Here is an 18,020-nt window from a genome sequence, read left to right on the forward strand (position 1 = left end):
TTTTTTTTCAAAAAATTTTTCGCAAAGTCCCAACCCCCAACAACTTTACAGCCACTTTTATGAAATTTTATGGATAATTTGAAGTTTTTTTATAATTTGATCATCAAGTCTTGAGTTTTTTGAATTCCTTCTTCATCTTCTAATTGTTTGTAGTAGTCGAAAGATTCTTCAAGAAATTGCAATGCGGTTTGACTATCTTTCTGTTCAATGTTTACTAAAGCCAGGTAATATAAACTTTCAGCAGCAAAATACAGGTCTTCAGATTTCATGGCCTCATTGTAAACTACTTCTAAAAAATATTGGGCTTGTTCAAAATTTTTGCTCCTGAAGTGAGTTATTGCCCTAACCATCATAGCAGAATTCTTTTGTTTTTTATCTTTAGAAAGTTTATAGAAATAAAAAAAGAGGCCATACATGTAAACCATGAGCATGGCTGCAAAAATAAGAAATGTGTCCATTAAAACACCAAATATTTGATCTCAGCAAAATAAAAAAAGAAAAGAGAATTAGAATGGAACAGGTAATCCCATTTCTTTTCTCTTGTCGATGGTTTTTTGGTTTTTCTCTTTCTTCTGAGCAGATAATTTTTGTAAGAGATCTAGACCAGGTTTTACATTTGCAATATCCTTAGTCTCGAATGCTCCTGCTTCTACTGCTTGTTTAAAGATAGAATCTCCACCATCAGTACGGGTGATCACAGTAGACCATCCGTCAGGGGAACCGACAGATCCCGTGGACAAATCACCAAGTTCAGCCACATAGTCCAGACAGATGTTACATCCGCTCTGTTCGTATCCGTGGGTTTCTTTTAATGGAATGCTTAAGACCTCATCCTGAGTGTGTACCCAGAACTTACCTTTACCAATATCCATTTTTTCTACCATTTCCATACTGACTCCCATTTTCTCAGAGATAAAAGTCTCTAGAGAAGCGTATGGGAAGTTTTCCATACAGTAAATACCGATGAGTAACTTTATTTTGTCAGCTAAGAATCTTACACCGAATGGGTAGGACTGCATTTTTCTGATACCCATGGTTTGACATGGAATAGCAACAGTTCCTAATTTTTCAATACCGTATTGTCGTACAGCTTTCTTTAACATCATTACGTTAGGAGAGAAAGTGTACTTGGTACCAGCAGCAGCTATGATCTCATCAGCAGACATGGCCACCATAGGTTCTGGTTTCCAGAATTTTTCACTTGGTCCAGCGACTACGGCTCCTTCGATGATTTTTTCTTCTAATGCAAAGGCTAATAGACCGGTTACAATTCCACCGTCTTGGGCGACTTTTTGGATTTGTTTATCGGTTGCTCTTGCAGAAACTATTTCTTTGTAAGTACCTAAAACCATTTTTCCAGCCTCCTATAGTCCTAAGTCCTTTTTGACTTGTTCGTCTGGCCACCAGCTTCGCGGGCACTGTACGTAACAGACTCCACACTTGACACATCGGTCGCTGTTTAGTTCTGGTCGGCCGTTGGTCATGTCGAGAGCTCTGGTTTGGCAAGCCATGACACAGGTTCCGCATCCAATACATAGAGCATGGTTAACCACTTTTAATTGTAAGTCGCAACCACATGCTTCGGTCATTCCTGCTAAGTCAATCATGGGCTGTAAGTAGTCCATGTCGCCGTTGATTAGAGCTACAACGGTTTTTGCTATAATTTCAGGGGATGGTGGGCATCCTGGGATGGCACAATCCACTTTTACTAAGTCAGCGATAGGTACGAATGATTCGTGTGCCGGTTGTGCTTGCTGTCCTCCACGGGAGTATCTGGTGAAACACCCGGTAGCAGAGCAAGATCCGAAAGCACATACCATTGCTGCTCTTTTCCTTACTTCCATTAATTCTTTAAGACTGTGTTCGTCTTGTAGACAGACAGACCCTTCTACTAACGCAAGGTCCATTTCTGGCATTGGGTTCTCATCATCCCACCATACATCTGCCAGGGTTTGTCCATAAACAATATCCACCATATTGGTGAGTAATTCGGCGAGAATGTCGTAATTCTCACTTAACGACATAACATCTCCGGTACATCCACTTAAGTGTATGTAACCTATTCTTGGTTTTGCTTTTTCTTCAGCCACTTTTTCAACCTCCTGTTCTGAAGCTCCTTCTGCTGATTTGGCTGCATCTGGTTCAGCTTCAATGTCTGGTTTAGCTTCCATTCCAAAAAATTTTTTAATTCGGTTGATTAAACTCATTGCTAAACCCCAATTTCCTTTAAAATCATTTTAATGGCCTTGGGAATAGCTTCTTCAACGGGGGGTGTTAGACCCATTTCCACGTTTGGAGCAGAGATTTCTTTTGGCTTACATCCAATTACCATGACATCTATTTTTTCATTGAGTTCATGCAATGGCTGGTTAACCGGCCATGAGTGCATGTTTTCATAGGATCCCTTCGGAATTTCATCTACCTCGAATTTTCTTAATTCACCAGGTTCCGCTTTGTATTCCACAATGTCCACCACAATCATCTTTTTCCAAGAATCATGAGGCAGTGAGAATACAAAATGAGGGCCTCCTGTTCCAGCATCTATGAACATAGTGTTCTCTGGACGTTCGTCTTCATGTTCCTTGAAGTAAGTCTCCAAGGCTTCGATCACTGCGGGTCCAAATCCATCGTCTTTGAATAAGACATTTCCACATCCAACAACTAAAATCTCCGCATCATATGGCATGTTATTCCCTTAGTAACGATAAGTCTGAGCTTAAAGTCTAACCATTTCGTTTTTAATGACACTACTGTCTTCATCATCTACTACTATTACATGAGTAGCACAGGACAGACATGGGTCGTATGCTCGGATAACGTGAGGTCCGAATTCGTGGTGGAATCCTTCAGTTGCAGGACCCATAGTGGGTATATTCCAGGTGGTAGGAACTAGTGCACTGTAGAACTGAGTTTTACCATCGGCAACTTGTGCCATGTGTACATCCATTCCTCTTGGGCCTTCAATAGCACCAATACCTAATTTACCAGTACCAGTTATATCAAAATCGGCTCGAGCAGGTGCAGATGTATCTAATTCATCTAAAATATCAATAGCTCTTGCTAATGCAGATTTCATTTCTAATGCTCTAGCTACATGCTGGGCTACGACACCTCTTTCTTTAAATCCTTGGAATTCTGCCATTCTAGCTCTTGGACCTACTTCTATGTTTCTACCATCATATAATGGAATAGTGGAACAAGCCTTTTTGGCTATTTCAGGGTCATCATACCAGCTTTCAGGCATTATTTCTGTGAATCTATCTAAATCGAAGTTGTCTCGATTACCATATAAAACATCAGTAGCCATTGTTTTCTGATTATGTACACCTAAACCTGCAGGTAAACCTTTATCTGCTACTAAACCAATCATTAAATCAACATGTTCATCTAATGTTGGTTTTAGTTGTTTCAATCGCGCATATAAGCGTTTTCTGGCTAATTCACTGATATTATCAGCCATTCCACCAATACGTACATCAGCTGGGTGAATACCTTCACCTGCTACCATATCAACTACGTATTGTACATTTTTCCTGACTTCAGAAACTGAATTTATAGCAGCAGCCATTAAATTTTCTGGTACAAAATCAGCAGCTATCAGGAAATGGTGTATAGCGTGGCTGTTTATGTCGTGAGCAGCTAATGTTAGCTCTCTTAGTAACTGACCAGCTTTAGGCACTTCTATATCCAGGGAGTCATCCATCGCTTCCACAGAAGCTAGAGTGTGAGGTATAGGGCAAACACCACAGATCCTCTGTACGATAACAGGTGCTGTCTCTGGAGCTTTACCGGTCACTATTTTCTCTAGGCCTCTAACAGGAGTAATACTGAAGTATCGCCCCTTGGTCACGATTCCTTCATCATCGACTTCCATGACAAGTTCTGCGTGTCCTTCTTGTCGTGATGTCGGCGATATAACAATCCTTTCGCTCAAATGTATCACCTCTTGTTTTTAAAGTTCAAAAAACTATCAATTATATTCTAATATTATATGTTATAAGGTTTTCATTTAAAATAAAAGTGAAAACTATTTATATAACTACTAACCCAGGGATAGCTTCATTTTTGACAAAACCATATGTAAAAATAATATAAAGAGTAATATATAAGTAATACTTTAAATAATATTAACGCATAAGAATTAGTAATTAATAAAAAAATTCGCTACAAGGTAAAAGTTTATAAACTGAATGAACATAAAGTATGTGAATCCTTAGAGTAGATCTAGGGATACCTAGAGATTATTAATATTATCTTAAGATAATTTTTGGTAACCCCAATAATAATTGAGTTAGTTTAATAAGATCTAAAATATAATAATATAATGGTGAGTTAATTGATAAACTCGAAAATATTAATATCAGTGGTCATAGTACTTGCAATAGGTGTAGCTGCTGCTGGTTACCAAATTAGCCAGACCCCCAACTTATGGGAGCTATCTGACCTGCAAAGTCAGACCCCGACACAAGACGGCCAAAGTTCCACCGGTTCTTCTGATGAAGTACAGGGACAAACTAGTGATTCTCAAGCCTCATCTGGAAGTGATCAGGAAAGTACTAGTGGTAGTGGTGATAATGGAGGTTCAAATGTGCAGATATCTAGTTCAAAGGCAAAAAGTATTGCCGAAGCTGAGATAGACTCAACTACAGGAGCAAGTGCAGGAACTCCTGAACTAAAAACCATTGATGGAAAAAAAGTTTATTATGTATCTGTCAATAAGAATGGTAAAAGCGAAGGGTATTTCATTATAGATGCCAAAACCGGAGAAATTATTGAAGGTGCCGGTGGTGCACCATGAAAGTAGAAACCAAAACAGAGTGTTGCACATTATTATCTGAGGATATTGAAGATGCAATCGTCCTTGAAGGATCACCTGGCGTGGGCCTAATTGGGAACATTGTTGGTTGGCTCTTGGTAGAAGATTTGAAAATGCGAGAAATAGGGTACATTGATTCCAAATATTTCCCTCCCCTGGCAGTCCTATATAAAGGAGTTGCCATACATCCTTTTAGGATATATGAAGGGGAAGGGTTAGTTTTATTTTTATCCGATTTCATAGTGCCCCCCACCGTAGTTTATGATATGACCAATGCTATTGTGGATTGGATGGATAAGAACAACAGTAAAGAGCTGATAACATTTAACAGCATGGTTGTAAGAGAAAAAACTCAAGCTGTGGGTGCTGCAGGCAACAATGAAGATGCTTTGAAGAGACTTTCAGATTTAGAATTACCCGTACTTCCTTTCGGAAATTTAAATGGGTTATCTGGTACTCTCTTAACCAGATGTGCATCAAAGAATATTAATGCATCATGCTTATTTGCAGAAATTCTAAATCCGTATCCAGATCCTAGAGCAGCTGCAGGCGTCATTGATACCCTTAACCAGATGCTTGGAACCAATATCAATCCAGAACCATTATTACAAGAAGCACAAGAGATAGAATCCAGATTGAAGAAATTAGCCGAAACTGTTCAAAGTGATCCAGAATCGCCAATATATATGTAAAAATCAAAGCAGTTATATACTAAAACAATCTAACATTTTTTTACCGTTTTCAAGCGGGCCCGTAGCCTAGTTGGATAGGGCGTCGGACTTCTAATCCGAAGGTCCCGGGTTCAAATCCCGGCGGGTCCGTCAAAAAAATCTTTTTTTATGAATTTAACTAATATTAGAACTCTTTATGCAATTATATTAACAATTATGCTTGGGCCCGTAGCCTAGTCTGGATAGGGCATCAGACTCCTAATCTGAAGGTCCGGGGTTCAAATCCCCGCGGGTCCGTTTCTTAATTTAATCAGTCCCCACTATTTTGCTACGTCTTTCCATTAAAACAACATCACGCCAGATGCCGTCAAGTTTACCAATTTTTTCTCTCATGCCCACAATTCTAAACCCGCACTTTTTATGCAAATTTATGCTGATCTTATTCTCAGGAAATATTCCTGCTTGTAAGGTCCAAAATCCCTTTTTCTCAGATAATTTTATTAGCTCCTGAATAAGATTCATTCCTATCTTTTTTCCCCTATGTTCATCGTTTACATAGACACTTACTTCCACTACTCCTGAATAGACTTTTCGATTGGATGTGGGAGATAATGCTGCCCAACCTAAAATTTCATTTTCTCTGCGTGCCACAATATTACAATCTAATATATGCTTTGAAAGCCAAAAATCCCAAGAAGGGAGTTTTTCTTCAAAAGTAGCATTTCCTGTTCTAATACCATCTAAGTAAATTCTTGAAACTTGATCCCAATCCCCAGCAACCATCTGTTCAATCTGAAAATTCATACTAAATAATTTTTATTTTTATCTATTAAAGAGTTATTAGTAAATTTTAAGAAGTTTTTTTGAACTACCATTTAATGTAGGTTGGATTTAAATTGATTTTAAAATTCTATTCAAAATAATTATTCATGGAATATAAGGCGGATAATTTACCAATGCTATCATCTACTACAAAAAAAACCATCTGCAGATGCTGTTCCAAATCATCTTCATTTCCACTATTTTTAACTAAATTATCGTAAGTATCATTTAAAGTAAGGTATTCTGGAATTTCAAGAGTATTATGGGATGATGAAGATGAATTTGGATTATTCATACATGTTAAAAATGTGGAAGGTATCCCTGCGTATGAAAAAGGAAGGTATACATGGCTAATGGCACCTTCTGTTTTAGATTCATCTTCAAAAGATGTAAAATCTATGTTTTGAGCATTAATTCCATGCAATTTTGCATTACTGACTAAAAAATTTACAAAAAAGAGATTATTTTCAACAAAGGCATCTTTACCTATAAAACAAGGCGTTCCTGTACCAGTAGCTTCTAAACTAATAACTGCGAACATATTTTCAAGTTCTTCTTGATGAGTTAAGACATAATAACGGGATCCTATTAAATAAGGAGTGTAAAGTATTTTATAATAAGATTCTGGCTTTAAACAGGTTCTAGAAGGAGTTATTATGGGGAATGTAAAAGATTCTTCACTTGCGCCAAATCCAATAAGTTTTATAGTTAAGTAGGGCTTTTTTTTACCATATTTTTTTGCAAGAGCCATAATTATAGCTAGAGAGCTTGCATCATCATTTGCGCCATCCACATATTTCCCATACCTTTTATCTCTTACTGTGTCCAAATCAGCACAGATTATAATTTCCTTAGAAGAAACACCCTTAATAGTCCCAATAACATTTTGAGATTTTTTTATGGCTTTCGAATTTAAAGAATAATATTTAAAATCTTGTATTTCAGTATCCACACCATAATTTCTCATTTGAGATTCCAAATAGTATGCTGCTTTACTTTCATTATCTGATGCTGCAGGTCGAGGGCCTATTTCTTGAGAAAAATATTTTACCTGCGATGAAATTGAAAAATTTTCATCTGGAGGGTTATACTGATTTATAGAAATTAATAAAAATAGAGGAATTATAAAAATTAAATAGATGATTAAATATTTTTGGTGCATGTCACTCCGCCTAAAGCACTATAATTCTCTTAATTCCTGTACAGTTTCCACGTACTTAATTAAATCTTTTACATTATCTGCCAGCTTGCTGAATTCTTTAGCACTTATGATTAAAACTACGTCATTATCTTCCAAGAGGTCAGGGTCTTTAGGAATGATAACTTTTTTTTCTTCATAGTCAACATTTTTACATACCCCTATAGTAGTCTTTAAATCCATGCACACCCTCCTTTTAATTTCAAGAAAATATCACGATAAAATTTCATATTATTTTTTCAATATAATAATTATTAGTATCTACTTAACATTTTAATCAGATGGAGAATAAGAGAATAAATGGATGAAAAAATTTAAATGATGAAATTAGTAATATTGGTTAAAAATAATTATCTAAATTATTTTCAGGAAATCTGATTTCGCCATATTTTCCTCCGCCCCCCGGCACAATAATGAGGGTTTTTTCACGAAATGCTTGAATTACAGAAACCATGCCAGAATCAATATCTTTTATTTCTACCAACGGAGCATTTAGTATGACATCGATTTCACTATCATATTCATTTACTAATAATTCCCAAATGCCCTGGACAAATTTAGTGGTAACTCCTTTAGAATATTTCAAGCTGATCATTTCAGCTAAAGGCAGAATATGGATATATGGTGGCCTATGAGAAGGATGGTGTGGTGATTTCCAGTCAGCTATTTCAGATATTCTGAAATCAACTCCTTTTTTAATCGTACCCCCACAAGAACATTTCATTTTTGTATTCAGTGCTTCTTGAGGATCATATATTTCATAACAACGTGTGCACGCAGTCATATGATATTTACCCATGTTTGGATCAAAACCATAATTAGCTTTGATAGTTCTATTATGAAGTGCCTTTTTTAAAGAATTAAATGAAATATCCTCCATTTCAATGCTATTGAATTCTCTACCCAACCTATGAGGCCATGGGGAATGAGCATCAGAATTAGTTAAAAATGGAATATCTTGCAGTTCTTTTACCAGATCCGCCATTTCTGTATCTGCAGATAATCCTAATTCTAAAAAGTCTGGTTTTTTACCATAACAATCCATATAACTGTCATGTGCTTTGTACATACTGGTCCATGGTGTAAAAGCGTGGGCCGGACCAATTAAACCATCATGATCATGAACTATATCCATTATTTCAGCCCCATCCATGCGCACACGAGGTCTCCCTTCTCTTTCTTTATCCACAGAAACCATTTTTTCTCGGATAGAATGGGCAGTTTCTATGGATGGTAAAATCATCAAATGATGAACTCTACGATTATCTTCAACTTCTGCAGTTATTATAAAATCACAGTCGCCTTGAGAATAAATACCCTCCTCAGAAGGTTCTGTGCTGTCTTTAATTATTTGCAACCATCCTGGATGAAGGCCGTCCCCTGTACCCACCAGTTGTAAACCTTTGAGTTTTGCCTGTGGAGCAATGGCATCTATAACCATATTTTTAGAAGTGGCCCTGGAAAAACAACTGTGAATGTGTAAATCCGCGTTAATTATCATAGGGAGACCTTTGAAGATTTTGATATATAATAATTTTTATATTGATTGATTAAGGACTAAGAACATTGCACTTTTAAAAAAATATGAAAATAAATAGTTATGATTCTCATTCTTCTGAGAATAATTAAAGGACAGTATCAAAAAAGCAGAAGATTAAAAAAAAAAGAATAATGATTATCCGATGTAGCGCAGATCTTCTTCACCGGGTTTAAGGGTCATGCGTTCCATCATTTCTTGCTCCATTTGTTGAGCTTTGGATATCATTTTTCGTGTTTCTTTTGCTCTTTCATCCAGTTTTTCTGTGTCCACTTCCAGATTCAGCAGCGCAACAAGTATATTAAGCAGTGCTTTAGCAGCCTCAGCATCAATGAAATAACCCGGTGTTTCTCCCATTAGACAAACTCCTTCCATTCCCCTAAGAGTTCCCATACCCAAAAGCAATCCTGACGCGCCAATGATACCCCCATCAGCAGATCTTAGGGTTACATCAAATTCTTCCAAGTTTTTAGCTTTCTCGAGGTTAGTTGCAGCACCAAATACTTTAGTTTTTTCCACAGGCTGGCCTGTAGCTAAACCTCCCAAAGTATATAATTCTTGAACGCCATATTTTTCAACAAAATCTAAAATAAAGCCACATACTTCATATTGGCCTTCAGGAGACAATCCTTGGGTGTTGCCCACTAAAATAATATAATCTTGCTCATATTCACCAGCAGATTTTAAATAATAGAACTCATTTTTCATAGTTTCTATTACTCCATTTTCATCTACCAGTACTTGAGGAGGAAATGATGGTGAATATATTTCTGCAAATTTAACTGCCCCTAATTCATCAATTATGTGGTCTGCTGCTAATTTACCCACATGTCCAATACCAGGAAGGGCTTCTATGAAAATAGGCTGATTTAGTTCTACCTCTTCTAAAATAGTTATAAAGGTCTTCTTCATCTTAGTCCTCCTATTTATTCCATTTAAGTGTCGCCATTATCCATTATTCGGCTCTAAAATCGTGTAGAATTCTCTTTTTCTAGCATCTGTTTTTTAAGAATTCTCCTGTATTTTCCATATTTATCTTCAGGAGAATATTTAGGGGGATAAATTACTCCTACATCTCCTTTACAATGAGGACATTCATCATGAAGAGTATACTCCCCACAGGATCTGCATTTACGCATTTTGAGTTTCATTCCAACTCACGGTAGAATATTCCTTCACCCTCAGATGACTCCACTATCTCAATACATTTATCCGCTGCTTCTTTTAATTCTTTCTCAGCCTGGATATACTCGCTAGATTTTACAATCATCCTGTAACGAGGAGCTCCAACACATTGAATATTTATATTGTCTTTTTCAACTGATTGAAGTGCTTTTTTTATTATTTCAACACCATTAGGAGCATAAGATTTTATATCCACATATCCTGTAATCTGAACTTCAGGAGGAGTAATATTTTTCTTTCCAATTTCTGTGATGGCTTTCGCCCAATCTTCAGCAATTCCCTCGTTTGTTAGAGCAGTTTCTCCTTCTTCAGCTGCAGCTTCAAATGCCCCATAAATATCGCCAAATAAATCCATGAGTTCATAACCCACTTCATTATAAGCCATGTCCAGGTCTTTATCTAAAGATTTTGCAGCTATTTCAAGGAATTTTTCTGCTTTTTGTTCGATTTTCCATGCTTGGATCTTTTTTGTTCTTTGATCTTCACGGATCCTTTTCATGGACACATCAACATGCCCTTTTTTAGGGTTAACCCTTAAAACACGAGCCACTATTTTTTGGTTTTCCCTGACATAATCCCGAATATTCTTTACCCAACCAGATGAAACCTCTGAAATGTGAATAAAAGCCTCTTTACCCTGATATTCTTCCAGGTTAGCAAAGGCACCGTAGTTTAGAACTTTATGTACTGTTCCCACTATCAGTTCACCTTCATCCGGCCACTGATTTTTTCTTCTTACCATGACAAACACCTAAAATAAAATAAAAAAATAGTTTAAAAAAAAATTAATCTAATACTTCTACTATTTGAGCAGTAATCTGGGATTTTCCACCTTTTGGCTTCACCAGAGTTTTACCGCAGATAATGCACTGTACTGTAGAGGCAGCTCTGTCAAATACTATCTGCTGGTTTCCACAGTCTAAACATTTCACTCTAAGGAAATTGCTTCTTGTGTTTTGAAATACAACCATTATAACACCTACTATCCATAATTCAAATAATTAATATGAGCTTATTTAAGCTACAAACTCTGGTTTTCCAGTCCGGAATGCTTTTTTCTTAATATGAGCTTTACCGCACTCTTTGCATTTGAGTCTTAAATCCAGTTTTTTTACGGGTTTGTTTCCAGATGGAAGTGGCCGAGGGTAACCCCTGTAACCAGCTGTTACTCGTCTGAATTGCCTTTGACCCCATTTCAATTCGCTAGCTTTCCTTCTTTTTGATTCGAATACTTCATGAGCTGTATGTTTCTTACAACTTGGACAGTAAGTTCTCCTTTCTTTAGGAATCTTCATATAATCACCTCTATTGTAAAAATAATCCACATCATAAATTTGATCTGAATTGAATAATAATTAACTAACCCTAGTCAGAGGGCAGAAAAGATATATTATGAGTTTATCATTTGAATCTCTATTTATATGTTTGTATAAAATATTAACGACAATTACTAATATTCCACAAAACACTATTTTTAAGTAAAAACAGACTCTTAAAAGACCATTGCATAAATTAGTCCCAAAAAATAATTTGCATCCAATATAAGAATTAATCTTAGATTGAATTTGAATATGCTTAATTATTCCCTAATACTCCTATTTGTGTACCAGCCTTCCCTTTCGGGACTTTATAAAAATATTTGCATTAGATTCCGGCATTATAACAACATCTTGAGGATGAAAAGGACCATAAACTTTTTCATCCACACCAACAATAGACGGCAGCTGTTCAAAAATGACCAATGTCTTTAAATTTTTTGTCAGCTTAGCATCTTCATCTTTTTTTGATTCTGAAATCTTCTTTATATCCTCAGGATTAATTGGAACATATTTTTTACTATTTTCAGAATTTAATGGAACTACATCATTAAATTCAGTATTAGGCGAAATATTACTCTGTTCTAATTGTTTTAATTCAAACAAAGCCCTTTCTTCATCAGTTAATCCTTTTTTAGAATTATCTTTCTTTTTAGGGATATTTGGCTTTTCAATGATTACTTCGTCATCTAAAGCATCAAGAGAAGGTATAATTTTGCTCCGGTATCCCCTAAGAGTGTCTATGAGAGAAAAATAGAGCTGTTCTTCTTCAGGAGTAAGATTTAGAGGAGTGGTATCTTGCAAGTCAAACTTAGGTTTTCCCTTAAATAAATGATAGGAACGTTGAATATTCATAACCGCACTATCTGTTATTTTATGTTCTCTCCGCTCACATATCTCAGTAGCAATTCTCTGAGTATCTCTGAGAAGATATTGTTCTTTAGCAAAAGGATCATTGCCCACAGTATCCATTAGTTCCTCTATATAGCGATGTACTCTCTTATAAAAGTCATCTCCTACTCTAGCCAAACCGCTCTCATTGCGCTCCTTCTTTTGTATTTTCCTTAATTTTTGGAAAAACTCGTCCAACCCTATTCCTCACTTAAATCCTCACTAAATACTTTTTATTTTATTATAGTATTGCTTAGAGATTAATAATTTAGTTCAGTCTTCTGCTTCTATTCTAGGTGCGAGTAAAAAGCTTAATTCTCCTTCATCAGAAATCATTTTCAGCTTAAGGTTTAAAGGCATATCATCACCAAGATATATTGAAGCAATATCTGAAAATTTATCTGCCTTTAGCATTTCCTTAATTTTTTCGAGGGAGAATACTGATCGAGCCTCAGTTTCTATTTTTTCTCCATGCAAATATTCAATTTTTGCATCTCCAAATTCACCTTCAGCAGATGCTTTAAATCTGTCACCATCCACCATTAAGGCAATTTTATCAGAGAAAATATCTATATCTTGTATAGAATCTTTCAAAAGGCTGAAAGGAACTTCAAATTGTGTGGGATATTCTAAATCAGGAGGGCTAGGTGCTTCATACTCAATATCAATTAACCTTATCTTAAATCTTCTTTTAGCTTCGCCTTCAAAAGTTAAAATGAAATTTCCTTCGTCCAGAGACATGTAAACCCTATCATCAGCTTTAGATCTTTTTAAAACCTTCATTAGTTCTTCAGTGTCTACATTGATTTTTTCTGGCTCATCACAAACATATTCATCGAATAAACTTGCTTTAAGTTCCAGGTGCACGAATGTGATATGACTTCGATCCAAGGCATCCAGCCGCAGGCCTTCACTATCAGTTTGTATCTGTACTTCGTCCACGATGGAAGAAATGGCATCAAAGCTTGTTTTCAATATGTTAGGGTCGCTTAACTCTGCTTTAAACATTTTCATCCTCCTTCTCATATAAATATCCAATTAAATACGGATGAACATATAGTTCACTAACTCCCTTATTAAACCAATATTTATTCTTATATAATTAATATTTATTCATTGATTAAGAGTTAAAATCTAAAATAAATATTCTTATAACAACTTTTATGCTTTCCTATTTATCAAAAGAATTTTAATTTTTCTCCTTCTTTTCTTTTCCAGACGATGAATCATCCTCTGATTTTGATGAAGGATCTTCTTCTGCTACTTTAACTTGATTATAAATATTGTCAAAAGATGTTTTTTTCATGATATTCTGGGCAAAAACCCCTGCTAAAATCAATATTCCAATTATCACGAAAAAAGCAGAAGTAACTGCTCTTTCTCCGAATATAACATTATCTGAAACTTTATCTGCTGAACCTAAAATCAAGAAAATACCAGTAATTATAAAAAATCCCGCAATTATAACCCCTAAAATCTTAAGAACTCGTTCCCTATCTTCTTGTAAAAGTTTTGATAATTCACGGAATTTTAACTTTAAATTATAAGTTGAAGACTTATCAGAGTCATCATCTTGGGATTTAGAATCTGTTTTTGTTTTTGTAGATTCTTTTTCAGGTTTTACTCTGACATCACTTTTGGAGGGGTCATTTAATTTATCATTTTGATCATCCGTCTCCAAGTCAGGGTCTAACTTATCAGCCATAGATTTAACCAAACCAAAAACAGAAGATTTTGATTTCTCATCCCCTTTATTGTTCTTATCTGGCTTTTTAGTAACCACTTGTCCCCCTCCCCTTAATTAATCATACTCACGCCAAGTATGTTTACAAGCAGTGCATCTTAAGAACCTTGTTTCAGATTCATCTGCTCTCCTTGTCTGTTGCAACCACCAAAAAGCCTCCATATTCTTACATTTAGGGCATTCTGATCTAGTAGTCGGTAATGTTCTCACATCGTCTCCTGTGAAAATTATATTGTCTTTGGTATCTACTTTTTCTGAAACCTCATACTTGTTTGCAAGGTCCTTGGTGATCTCTTTTTTATGACCACATTTACACTGGAAAGTGTCGTCCTTCGGAAACATAATAGCTCCACATTTAGGGCAAAACTCCATTTTGATCCTCCTTAGATGAACATGAGATTAATTAATAGTTGGATTTGAAAAAATCCATATAAAATATTATTATTTTATATCTAATTAATTCAAAACATTTCATAATATTCCATAATATTTTTTTATTTTATTTTTTTTATTTTATTTAAAACTACAGTATATAATTATCTGAATTTATTGTGAATTCTGGTTTATTTTCAAAAATTTGAAAAACATCATTCAATATTTTGTTATGATCAAATGCCAGATCCATTTCCACCAACTCAGATTTATTGAATCTAAAAACATCCTTCGCATCCGTATCTGCTCTTAATTTACCAGATTTATACTTAGCAAGATAACAAACAGTTATAACGTGACCTCTTGGGTCTCGAGAAGGTTCAGAATAGACCCCCACTAATGAATCTAATTCTACTTCCAGACCTGTTTCTTCCAAGGCTTCCCTACAAGCTGCATGTTCCACAGTTTCACCATACTCCACAAATCCCCCTGGAAGTGCCCAAAAATCTTTATAAGGATTATTTTTTCTTTTAACCATGATTATTTTTTCATCACGACATAAAATGACCACATCCACAGTTAAAAGAGGATTATTAAACACATTTTCTGTAATTTATACCACCATGAAAAAGTTTTTAATAATGTGGATAAGATTGAACTTCAATTATGCATTCCCCTTTGATTCACCAGTTTCTACACCTGCAGCAATAATATGAGCTGCCCTAATTGGTTCAGGTATTGCACTGCGAGTTGTAGAAAGTTTTACTATTTCAATAGCATCATCCAAATCAATACCACTTATCTGTACAAAAATAGGTTCTTTGGCTCTCACTTCATAGACCTTTCCAGCCTTTTTAATATTATCCCATCTATCTTCCCAATCCGGAAATTTTTGTAGTGCTTTCTTTATTTTTTCAAATTTAGGAATCTTTCTCATAATTACAATAACTGGAATATCTGTTTTTTTATAGATCTCCCGAATATCCACCACATTGAAACCCCCAAATGTGATTCCGTCAAGTATGATAACCCGTATTTGCCCCCATTGCCTAGATTCTGATACCATAGTGACAATTTTATTAGTTGAGTCAGAGCCATCAACTTGAATATGAGTAGTTAAAACCCCATCTAACCAAAAACCTCCGCGAAATACTGTGCCAACTATCAAAACTTCTCCTTCCTTGTGAGGTGTGAAAGGTGCATCGTCAATACCCAATATTCGTATTTCAGGTTTTATTTTTCTGAATTTTTGATTATTCATAATAAATATTAATAAGAAATAAATTTTTTAATCTTAAAATAGTTGCAATCTTTTGCAGAAAATAAATTTATAAAAAAAGAAACCTGTAGTAAAATTAAAATTTTATTATATTTTTTCTACTAAAGATTTGAATTCTTCAGATCTCTCTTTTAAAGTTTCTGCTGCGGCTTTAAGTGATTTTTTAGGGCTTTTGGCTTTTATATAAAGCTTAGGCTCACCTACAATTGGGTGCTCAATTGCATAAGCAGCTGATTTAACAGTTTTATCTTCCATTATAATTTTACGTATTGCATTACACAGGGTATGGGTTTCCCCTTCAATCAATACTTCCATTTCATATCGTTTATTAGTAATAATTTCCATAGTATACCTCGTTAAAATAATTTTAAATTAAAAATAATGATAATAAACATTAATTAATGTTTATCATCCTTCATAATTTATTGAAAGTTTTCGTTTTTCTCTTTTTTCACAATTAGGACAAGTAACTTCATTTTTACTTGTTTTCTCCATAAAGTGCCTACAACGAGTACACATAGCTTTTACCACACCCAAATCCTTTTGGGATGTTTTCAAATCTATGTTATCTAATCCAACCACTTTAGTGATCTTAGCTTCAATAATATCCCCAATATGGAAAGCATCAGTTAATTTTGCAAGATATCCCTTTTGAGCCTGTGATACGTGGATTCCCCCTACAAAAGATGCTTGTAATCCCCTATCATTCTCTTTAAGAGATTTTATTTTAACCAGGGCTCTTTGTCCCCTTACTTCCATTATCTGACCAATTATATGGCTGTCTTTTTTCAATATAGGTAATGACTTTGTAGGTGAAACAACGGATATACGTTTATTTTTATCGTCCCGTTCAACAGTTCCTACTACCAAAGATTTTATATTTCCATTGTCATCATACGCACCTTCAGCAGGAATAAATTCCTCACTAACGGCTAAAAAATCTCCTGGTAGAACAAAATCTCCAACTTTTGCTTTCATCCCTTCACCTCTACTATAAAACAAGTGTTTTGATGATTTTAAAAATATTCTTATAAATGTAAATCATCTCGATTTTTTAAAAATATTTTAGAATGTAATGATGTTTGTTATTCTATTATATATTACTTATCCCTAAATTTTCTAAGTTGAACTGAAGGCATGATTCATGTTAAAAATAGGCCAATACAATTCTAATATTTAAAAAGTTATTGCCCGAAAAAAATCTCATCCAATTGATAATCTTCCCATTTTCTAGTATCAATAACAATTTCCAATTCTTGAGGAGTTATTAATGGTTTTTTATACATGGCAGAATCATCAACAGCAATTCTAGGACAAGCCGTGACCACAAATGCATCTAAATCCATGAAAGGCAACAATAATTCTGGAGAGACATTGTCCATTATAATCAATACAGCAGATTTTCCTTTTTCTTCTAAATTATTTTTAATAGTACGCGCCATATCCATACGGAACTGACCTTCTTTAGAAGATACAATTACTCCCCAATTTTCTGCATCCTTAGCTTTTGTAATTCGAGCAAATCTTACCCTCAGTATGCGATCTGCAAATTCTTCTATATCTCTGGCTTCGCCCTGATACGGATCAGCAATAATCACCGGTTTATGTGTAAAAAGTTTTATTCCTAAAGGGTGGAAATTTCCGCTCCCAATATAAAGATAAGATTCAACATCTAAATTTTTTATAGAAGAGAAATTGCAGCCAAGTACCTGGCCAGTTCTGGTACTGGAACCATGCGCCATAACCACTTCCTTACCGTGTTCACACAAATAATTTTTCACATCCTCTAAAAGATGCAAATGCTGAGTAGTAGTGACCAGAGCAATTTTATGATAATCATGTAATAAATGCAATGATTCTTTTAGAGAATCTTCGATAGTTACCTGAGAATATGCCTCAATAAACATCACAGGCGTGGAATAATTAATAGGGAGCGAAGTGTGCCCATAATGAATTAACAAATCAACTAATCCATTCATTTTCTGATCAGCAGCGTCACACGCCCCGAAACAGGGGTCTGCTGATATAATTACTGTGACTCCGGTTTCTTCTTCAATCTGACGAGCAACTGATGTAGCATGTGTTTTAAGTCCGTCCGGAAATTGTAATCCTACTACTTGAGCATCTAAATCTTTAATTTTTTTAATAGCTCTTTTTATATCTAAATCATACAAAGACATGTGATTTCC

General features: G+C 35.1%; 25 protein-coding genes and 2 tRNA genes. 4 read left to right on the forward strand and 23 right to left on the reverse strand.

Going from position 1 to position 18,020, the window contains the following annotated elements; all coding sequences use genetic code 11:
• Window positions 1–89: 89 nt before the first annotated feature.
• Genes MXE27_RS03415 through frhA form a run of 5 tightly spaced genes read right to left on the reverse strand, consistent with a single transcriptional unit; the run spans window position 90 to window position 3,934 of the window.
• Window positions 90–458, reverse strand: a complete 369-nt coding sequence (locus tag MXE27_RS03415) for a hypothetical protein (RefSeq protein WP_248611004.1) — start codon at window positions 456–458, stop codon at window positions 90–92.
• Between the two features lie 48 nt (window positions 459–506).
• Window positions 507–1,352 carry a coenzyme F420 hydrogenase subunit beta gene (frhB, locus tag MXE27_RS03420; RefSeq protein ID WP_248611005.1) on the reverse strand — a complete coding sequence of 282 codons (846 nt, stop codon included), beginning with the start codon at window positions 1,350–1,352 and terminating at the stop codon, window positions 507–509.
• Between the two features lie 12 nt (window positions 1,353–1,364).
• On the reverse strand, window positions 1,365–2,207 hold the full coding sequence (gene frhG / locus MXE27_RS03425) for a coenzyme F420 hydrogenase subunit gamma (RefSeq protein ID WP_248611006.1): 843 nt from the start codon (window positions 2,205–2,207) through the stop codon (window positions 1,365–1,367).
• Between the two features lie 2 nt (window positions 2,208–2,209).
• Window positions 2,210–2,686, reverse strand: a complete 477-nt coding sequence (frhD, locus tag MXE27_RS03430) for a coenzyme F420-reducing hydrogenase, FrhD protein (RefSeq protein WP_248611007.1) — start codon at window positions 2,684–2,686, stop codon at window positions 2,210–2,212.
• A gap of 30 nt (window positions 2,687–2,716) precedes the next feature.
• Window positions 2,717–3,934 carry a coenzyme F420 hydrogenase subunit alpha gene (gene frhA / locus MXE27_RS03435; RefSeq protein ID WP_248611008.1) on the reverse strand — a complete coding sequence of 406 codons (1,218 nt, stop codon included), beginning with the start codon at window positions 3,932–3,934 and terminating at the stop codon, window positions 2,717–2,719.
• Between the two features lie 402 nt (window positions 3,935–4,336).
• Between frhA and MXE27_RS03440 the strand changes: the two genes are divergently transcribed.
• From MXE27_RS03440 to MXE27_RS03455, 4 genes are all read left to right on the forward strand, one after another.
• Window positions 4,337–4,798: a PepSY domain-containing protein gene (locus tag MXE27_RS03440; protein WP_248611009.1), complete on the forward strand. Its 462-nt coding sequence runs from the start codon at window positions 4,337–4,339 to the stop codon at window positions 4,796–4,798.
• Window positions 4,795–5,508: a proteasome assembly chaperone family protein gene (locus tag MXE27_RS03445; protein ID WP_248611010.1), complete on the forward strand. Its 714-nt coding sequence runs from the start codon at window positions 4,795–4,797 to the stop codon at window positions 5,506–5,508. Before MXE27_RS03440 ends, MXE27_RS03445 begins: the two co-directional genes overlap by 4 nt.
• Window positions 5,509–5,563: 55 nt before the next feature.
• Window positions 5,564–5,637 (forward strand) — tRNA-Arg (locus MXE27_RS03450).
• A 72-nt stretch (window positions 5,638–5,709) separates the two neighbouring features.
• Window positions 5,710–5,784, forward strand: a tRNA-Arg gene (locus tag MXE27_RS03455).
• Window positions 5,785–5,793: 9 nt separating this feature from the next.
• Here the strand turns inward: MXE27_RS03455 and MXE27_RS03460 are convergent.
• From MXE27_RS03460 to dph2, 18 genes are all read right to left on the reverse strand, one after another.
• The gene (locus tag MXE27_RS03460) at window positions 5,794–6,291 is read right to left on the reverse strand and encodes a GNAT family N-acetyltransferase (protein ID WP_248611011.1); all 498 of its coding nucleotides are present in this window, start codon (window positions 6,289–6,291) and stop codon (window positions 5,794–5,796) included.
• A 106-nt stretch (window positions 6,292–6,397) separates the two neighbouring features.
• Entirely contained in the window at window positions 6,398–7,471 is a 1,074-nt protein-coding gene (locus tag MXE27_RS03465) for a M28 family metallopeptidase (RefSeq protein WP_248611012.1), read from the reverse strand.
• Window positions 7,472–7,489: 18 nt separating this feature from the next.
• Window positions 7,490–7,690: a hypothetical protein gene (locus MXE27_RS03470; RefSeq protein ID WP_248611013.1), complete on the reverse strand. Its 201-nt coding sequence runs from the start codon at window positions 7,688–7,690 to the stop codon at window positions 7,490–7,492.
• Window positions 7,691–7,847: 157 nt separating this feature from the next.
• Window positions 7,848–9,008, reverse strand: coding sequence for a TIGR00375 family protein (locus MXE27_RS03475; RefSeq protein ID WP_248611014.1), 1,161 nt, complete (start codon window positions 9,006–9,008; stop codon window positions 7,848–7,850).
• Window positions 9,009–9,182: 174 nt separating this feature from the next.
• The gene (locus MXE27_RS03480; protein ID WP_248611015.1) at window positions 9,183–9,956 is read right to left on the reverse strand and encodes a proteasome assembly chaperone family protein; all 774 of its coding nucleotides are present in this window, start codon (window positions 9,954–9,956) and stop codon (window positions 9,183–9,185) included.
• Between the two features lie 53 nt (window positions 9,957–10,009).
• Window positions 10,010–10,195 (reverse strand): RNA-protein complex protein Nop10, encoded by a 186-nt coding sequence (locus MXE27_RS03485; RefSeq protein ID WP_248611016.1) that lies wholly within the window; start codon window positions 10,193–10,195, stop codon window positions 10,010–10,012.
• Window positions 10,192–10,971: a translation initiation factor IF-2 subunit alpha gene (locus MXE27_RS03490; protein WP_248611017.1), complete on the reverse strand. Its 780-nt coding sequence runs from the start codon at window positions 10,969–10,971 to the stop codon at window positions 10,192–10,194. Before MXE27_RS03490 ends, MXE27_RS03485 begins: the two co-directional genes overlap by 4 nt.
• A gap of 43 nt (window positions 10,972–11,014) precedes the next feature.
• A complete protein-coding gene (locus tag MXE27_RS03495) occupies window positions 11,015–11,200 on the reverse strand; it encodes a 30S ribosomal protein S27e (RefSeq protein WP_248611018.1) in 186 nt (61 codons plus the stop codon).
• A 45-nt stretch (window positions 11,201–11,245) separates the two neighbouring features.
• Window positions 11,246–11,524, reverse strand: coding sequence for a 50S ribosomal protein L44e (locus MXE27_RS03500; RefSeq protein ID WP_248611019.1), 279 nt, complete (start codon window positions 11,522–11,524; stop codon window positions 11,246–11,248).
• A 300-nt stretch (window positions 11,525–11,824) separates the two neighbouring features.
• Window positions 11,825–12,634: a DNA replication complex subunit Gins51 gene (locus MXE27_RS03505; RefSeq protein ID WP_248611020.1), complete on the reverse strand. Its 810-nt coding sequence runs from the start codon at window positions 12,632–12,634 to the stop codon at window positions 11,825–11,827.
• A gap of 75 nt (window positions 12,635–12,709) precedes the next feature.
• Window positions 12,710–13,444 carry a proliferating cell nuclear antigen (pcna) gene (gene pcn, locus MXE27_RS03510; protein WP_248611021.1) on the reverse strand — a complete coding sequence of 245 codons (735 nt, stop codon included), beginning with the start codon at window positions 13,442–13,444 and terminating at the stop codon, window positions 12,710–12,712.
• 181 nt (window positions 13,445–13,625) lie between these two features.
• Window positions 13,626–14,219, reverse strand: a complete 594-nt coding sequence (locus tag MXE27_RS03515) for a DUF308 domain-containing protein (RefSeq protein ID WP_248611022.1) — start codon at window positions 14,217–14,219, stop codon at window positions 13,626–13,628.
• A gap of 18 nt (window positions 14,220–14,237) precedes the next feature.
• Window positions 14,238–14,552: a transcription factor S gene (locus MXE27_RS03520; RefSeq protein ID WP_248611023.1), complete on the reverse strand. Its 315-nt coding sequence runs from the start codon at window positions 14,550–14,552 to the stop codon at window positions 14,238–14,240.
• Window positions 14,553–14,703: 151 nt separating this feature from the next.
• Complete coding sequence (locus tag MXE27_RS03525; protein ID WP_342765988.1) at window positions 14,704–15,153, reverse strand: NUDIX domain-containing protein; 450 nt, start codon at window positions 15,151–15,153, stop codon at window positions 14,704–14,706.
• Between the two features lie 63 nt (window positions 15,154–15,216).
• Window positions 15,217–15,813, reverse strand: a complete 597-nt coding sequence (locus MXE27_RS03530; protein WP_248611024.1) for an endonuclease dU — start codon at window positions 15,811–15,813, stop codon at window positions 15,217–15,219.
• Window positions 15,814–15,918: 105 nt separating this feature from the next.
• Window positions 15,919–16,176 (reverse strand): DNA-directed RNA polymerase subunit L, encoded by a 258-nt coding sequence (locus MXE27_RS03535; protein WP_248611025.1) that lies wholly within the window; start codon window positions 16,174–16,176, stop codon window positions 15,919–15,921.
• 63 nt (window positions 16,177–16,239) lie between these two features.
• The gene (locus MXE27_RS03540; RefSeq protein ID WP_248611026.1) at window positions 16,240–16,809 is read right to left on the reverse strand and encodes an exosome complex RNA-binding protein Csl4; all 570 of its coding nucleotides are present in this window, start codon (window positions 16,807–16,809) and stop codon (window positions 16,240–16,242) included.
• A gap of 206 nt (window positions 16,810–17,015) precedes the next feature.
• The gene (gene dph2 / locus MXE27_RS03545) at window positions 17,016–18,011 is read right to left on the reverse strand and encodes a diphthamide biosynthesis enzyme Dph2 (RefSeq protein WP_248611027.1); all 996 of its coding nucleotides are present in this window, start codon (window positions 18,009–18,011) and stop codon (window positions 17,016–17,018) included.
• Window positions 18,012–18,020: the final 9 nt, after the last annotated feature.

This window comes from Methanobacterium alcaliphilum (assembly GCF_023227715.1).
Lineage (GTDB): Archaea > Methanobacteriota > Methanobacteria > Methanobacteriales > Methanobacteriaceae > Methanobacterium_E > Methanobacterium_E alcaliphilum.

Excerpts from the sequence above, each read along its gene's own strand:
- MXE27_RS03485 (WP_248611016.1), bottom strand. The coding sequence starts at position 10,195 with ATGAAACTCAAAATGCGTAAATGCAGATCCTGTGGGGAGTATACTCTT.
- pcn (WP_248611021.1), bottom strand. The coding sequence starts at position 13,444 with ATGTTTAAAGCAGAGTTAAGCGACCCTAACATATTGAAAACAAGCTTT.
- frhB (WP_248611005.1), bottom strand. The coding sequence starts at position 1,352 with ATGGTTTTAGGTACTTACAAAGAAATAGTTTCTGCAAGAGCAACCGAT.
- MXE27_RS03460 (WP_248611011.1), bottom strand. The coding sequence starts at position 6,291 with ATGAATTTTCAGATTGAACAGATGGTTGCTGGGGATTGGGATCAAGTT.
- MXE27_RS03470 (WP_248611013.1), bottom strand. The coding sequence starts at position 7,690 with ATGGATTTAAAGACTACTATAGGGGTATGTAAAAATGTTGACTATGAA.
- MXE27_RS03415 (WP_248611004.1), bottom strand. The coding sequence starts at position 458 with ATGGACACATTTCTTATTTTTGCAGCCATGCTCATGGTTTACATGTAT.
- MXE27_RS03445 (WP_248611010.1), top strand. The coding sequence starts at position 4,795 with ATGAAAGTAGAAACCAAAACAGAGTGTTGCACATTATTATCTGAGGAT.
- MXE27_RS03540 (WP_248611026.1), bottom strand. The coding sequence starts at position 16,809 with ATGAAAGCAAAAGTTGGAGATTTTGTTCTACCAGGAGATTTTTTAGCC.
- MXE27_RS03480 (WP_248611015.1), bottom strand. The coding sequence starts at position 9,956 with ATGAAGAAGACCTTTATAACTATTTTAGAAGAGGTAGAACTAAATCAG.
- dph2 (WP_248611027.1), bottom strand. The coding sequence starts at position 18,011 with ATGTCTTTGTATGATTTAGATATAAAAAGAGCTATTAAAAAAATTAAA.
- MXE27_RS03475 (WP_248611014.1), bottom strand. The coding sequence starts at position 9,008 with ATGATAATTAACGCGGATTTACACATTCACAGTTGTTTTTCCAGGGCC.
- MXE27_RS03495 (WP_248611018.1), bottom strand. The coding sequence starts at position 11,200 with ATGGTTGTATTTCAAAACACAAGAAGCAATTTCCTTAGAGTGAAATGT.
- MXE27_RS03490 (WP_248611017.1), bottom strand. The coding sequence starts at position 10,971 with ATGGTAAGAAGAAAAAATCAGTGGCCGGATGAAGGTGAACTGATAGTG.
- MXE27_RS03500 (WP_248611019.1), bottom strand. The coding sequence starts at position 11,524 with ATGAAGATTCCTAAAGAAAGGAGAACTTACTGTCCAAGTTGTAAGAAA.
- MXE27_RS03530 (WP_248611024.1), bottom strand. The coding sequence starts at position 15,813 with ATGAATAATCAAAAATTCAGAAAAATAAAACCTGAAATACGAATATTG.
- MXE27_RS03535 (WP_248611025.1), bottom strand. The coding sequence starts at position 16,176 with ATGGAAATTATTACTAATAAACGATATGAAATGGAAGTATTGATTGAA.
- frhG (WP_248611006.1), bottom strand. The coding sequence starts at position 2,207 with ATGAGTTTAATCAACCGAATTAAAAAATTTTTTGGAATGGAAGCTAAA.
- frhD (WP_248611007.1), bottom strand. The coding sequence starts at position 2,686 with ATGCCATATGATGCGGAGATTTTAGTTGTTGGATGTGGAAATGTCTTA.
- MXE27_RS03465 (WP_248611012.1), bottom strand. The coding sequence starts at position 7,471 with ATGCACCAAAAATATTTAATCATCTATTTAATTTTTATAATTCCTCTA.
- MXE27_RS03520 (WP_248611023.1), bottom strand. The coding sequence starts at position 14,552 with ATGGAGTTTTGCCCTAAATGTGGAGCTATTATGTTTCCGAAGGACGAC.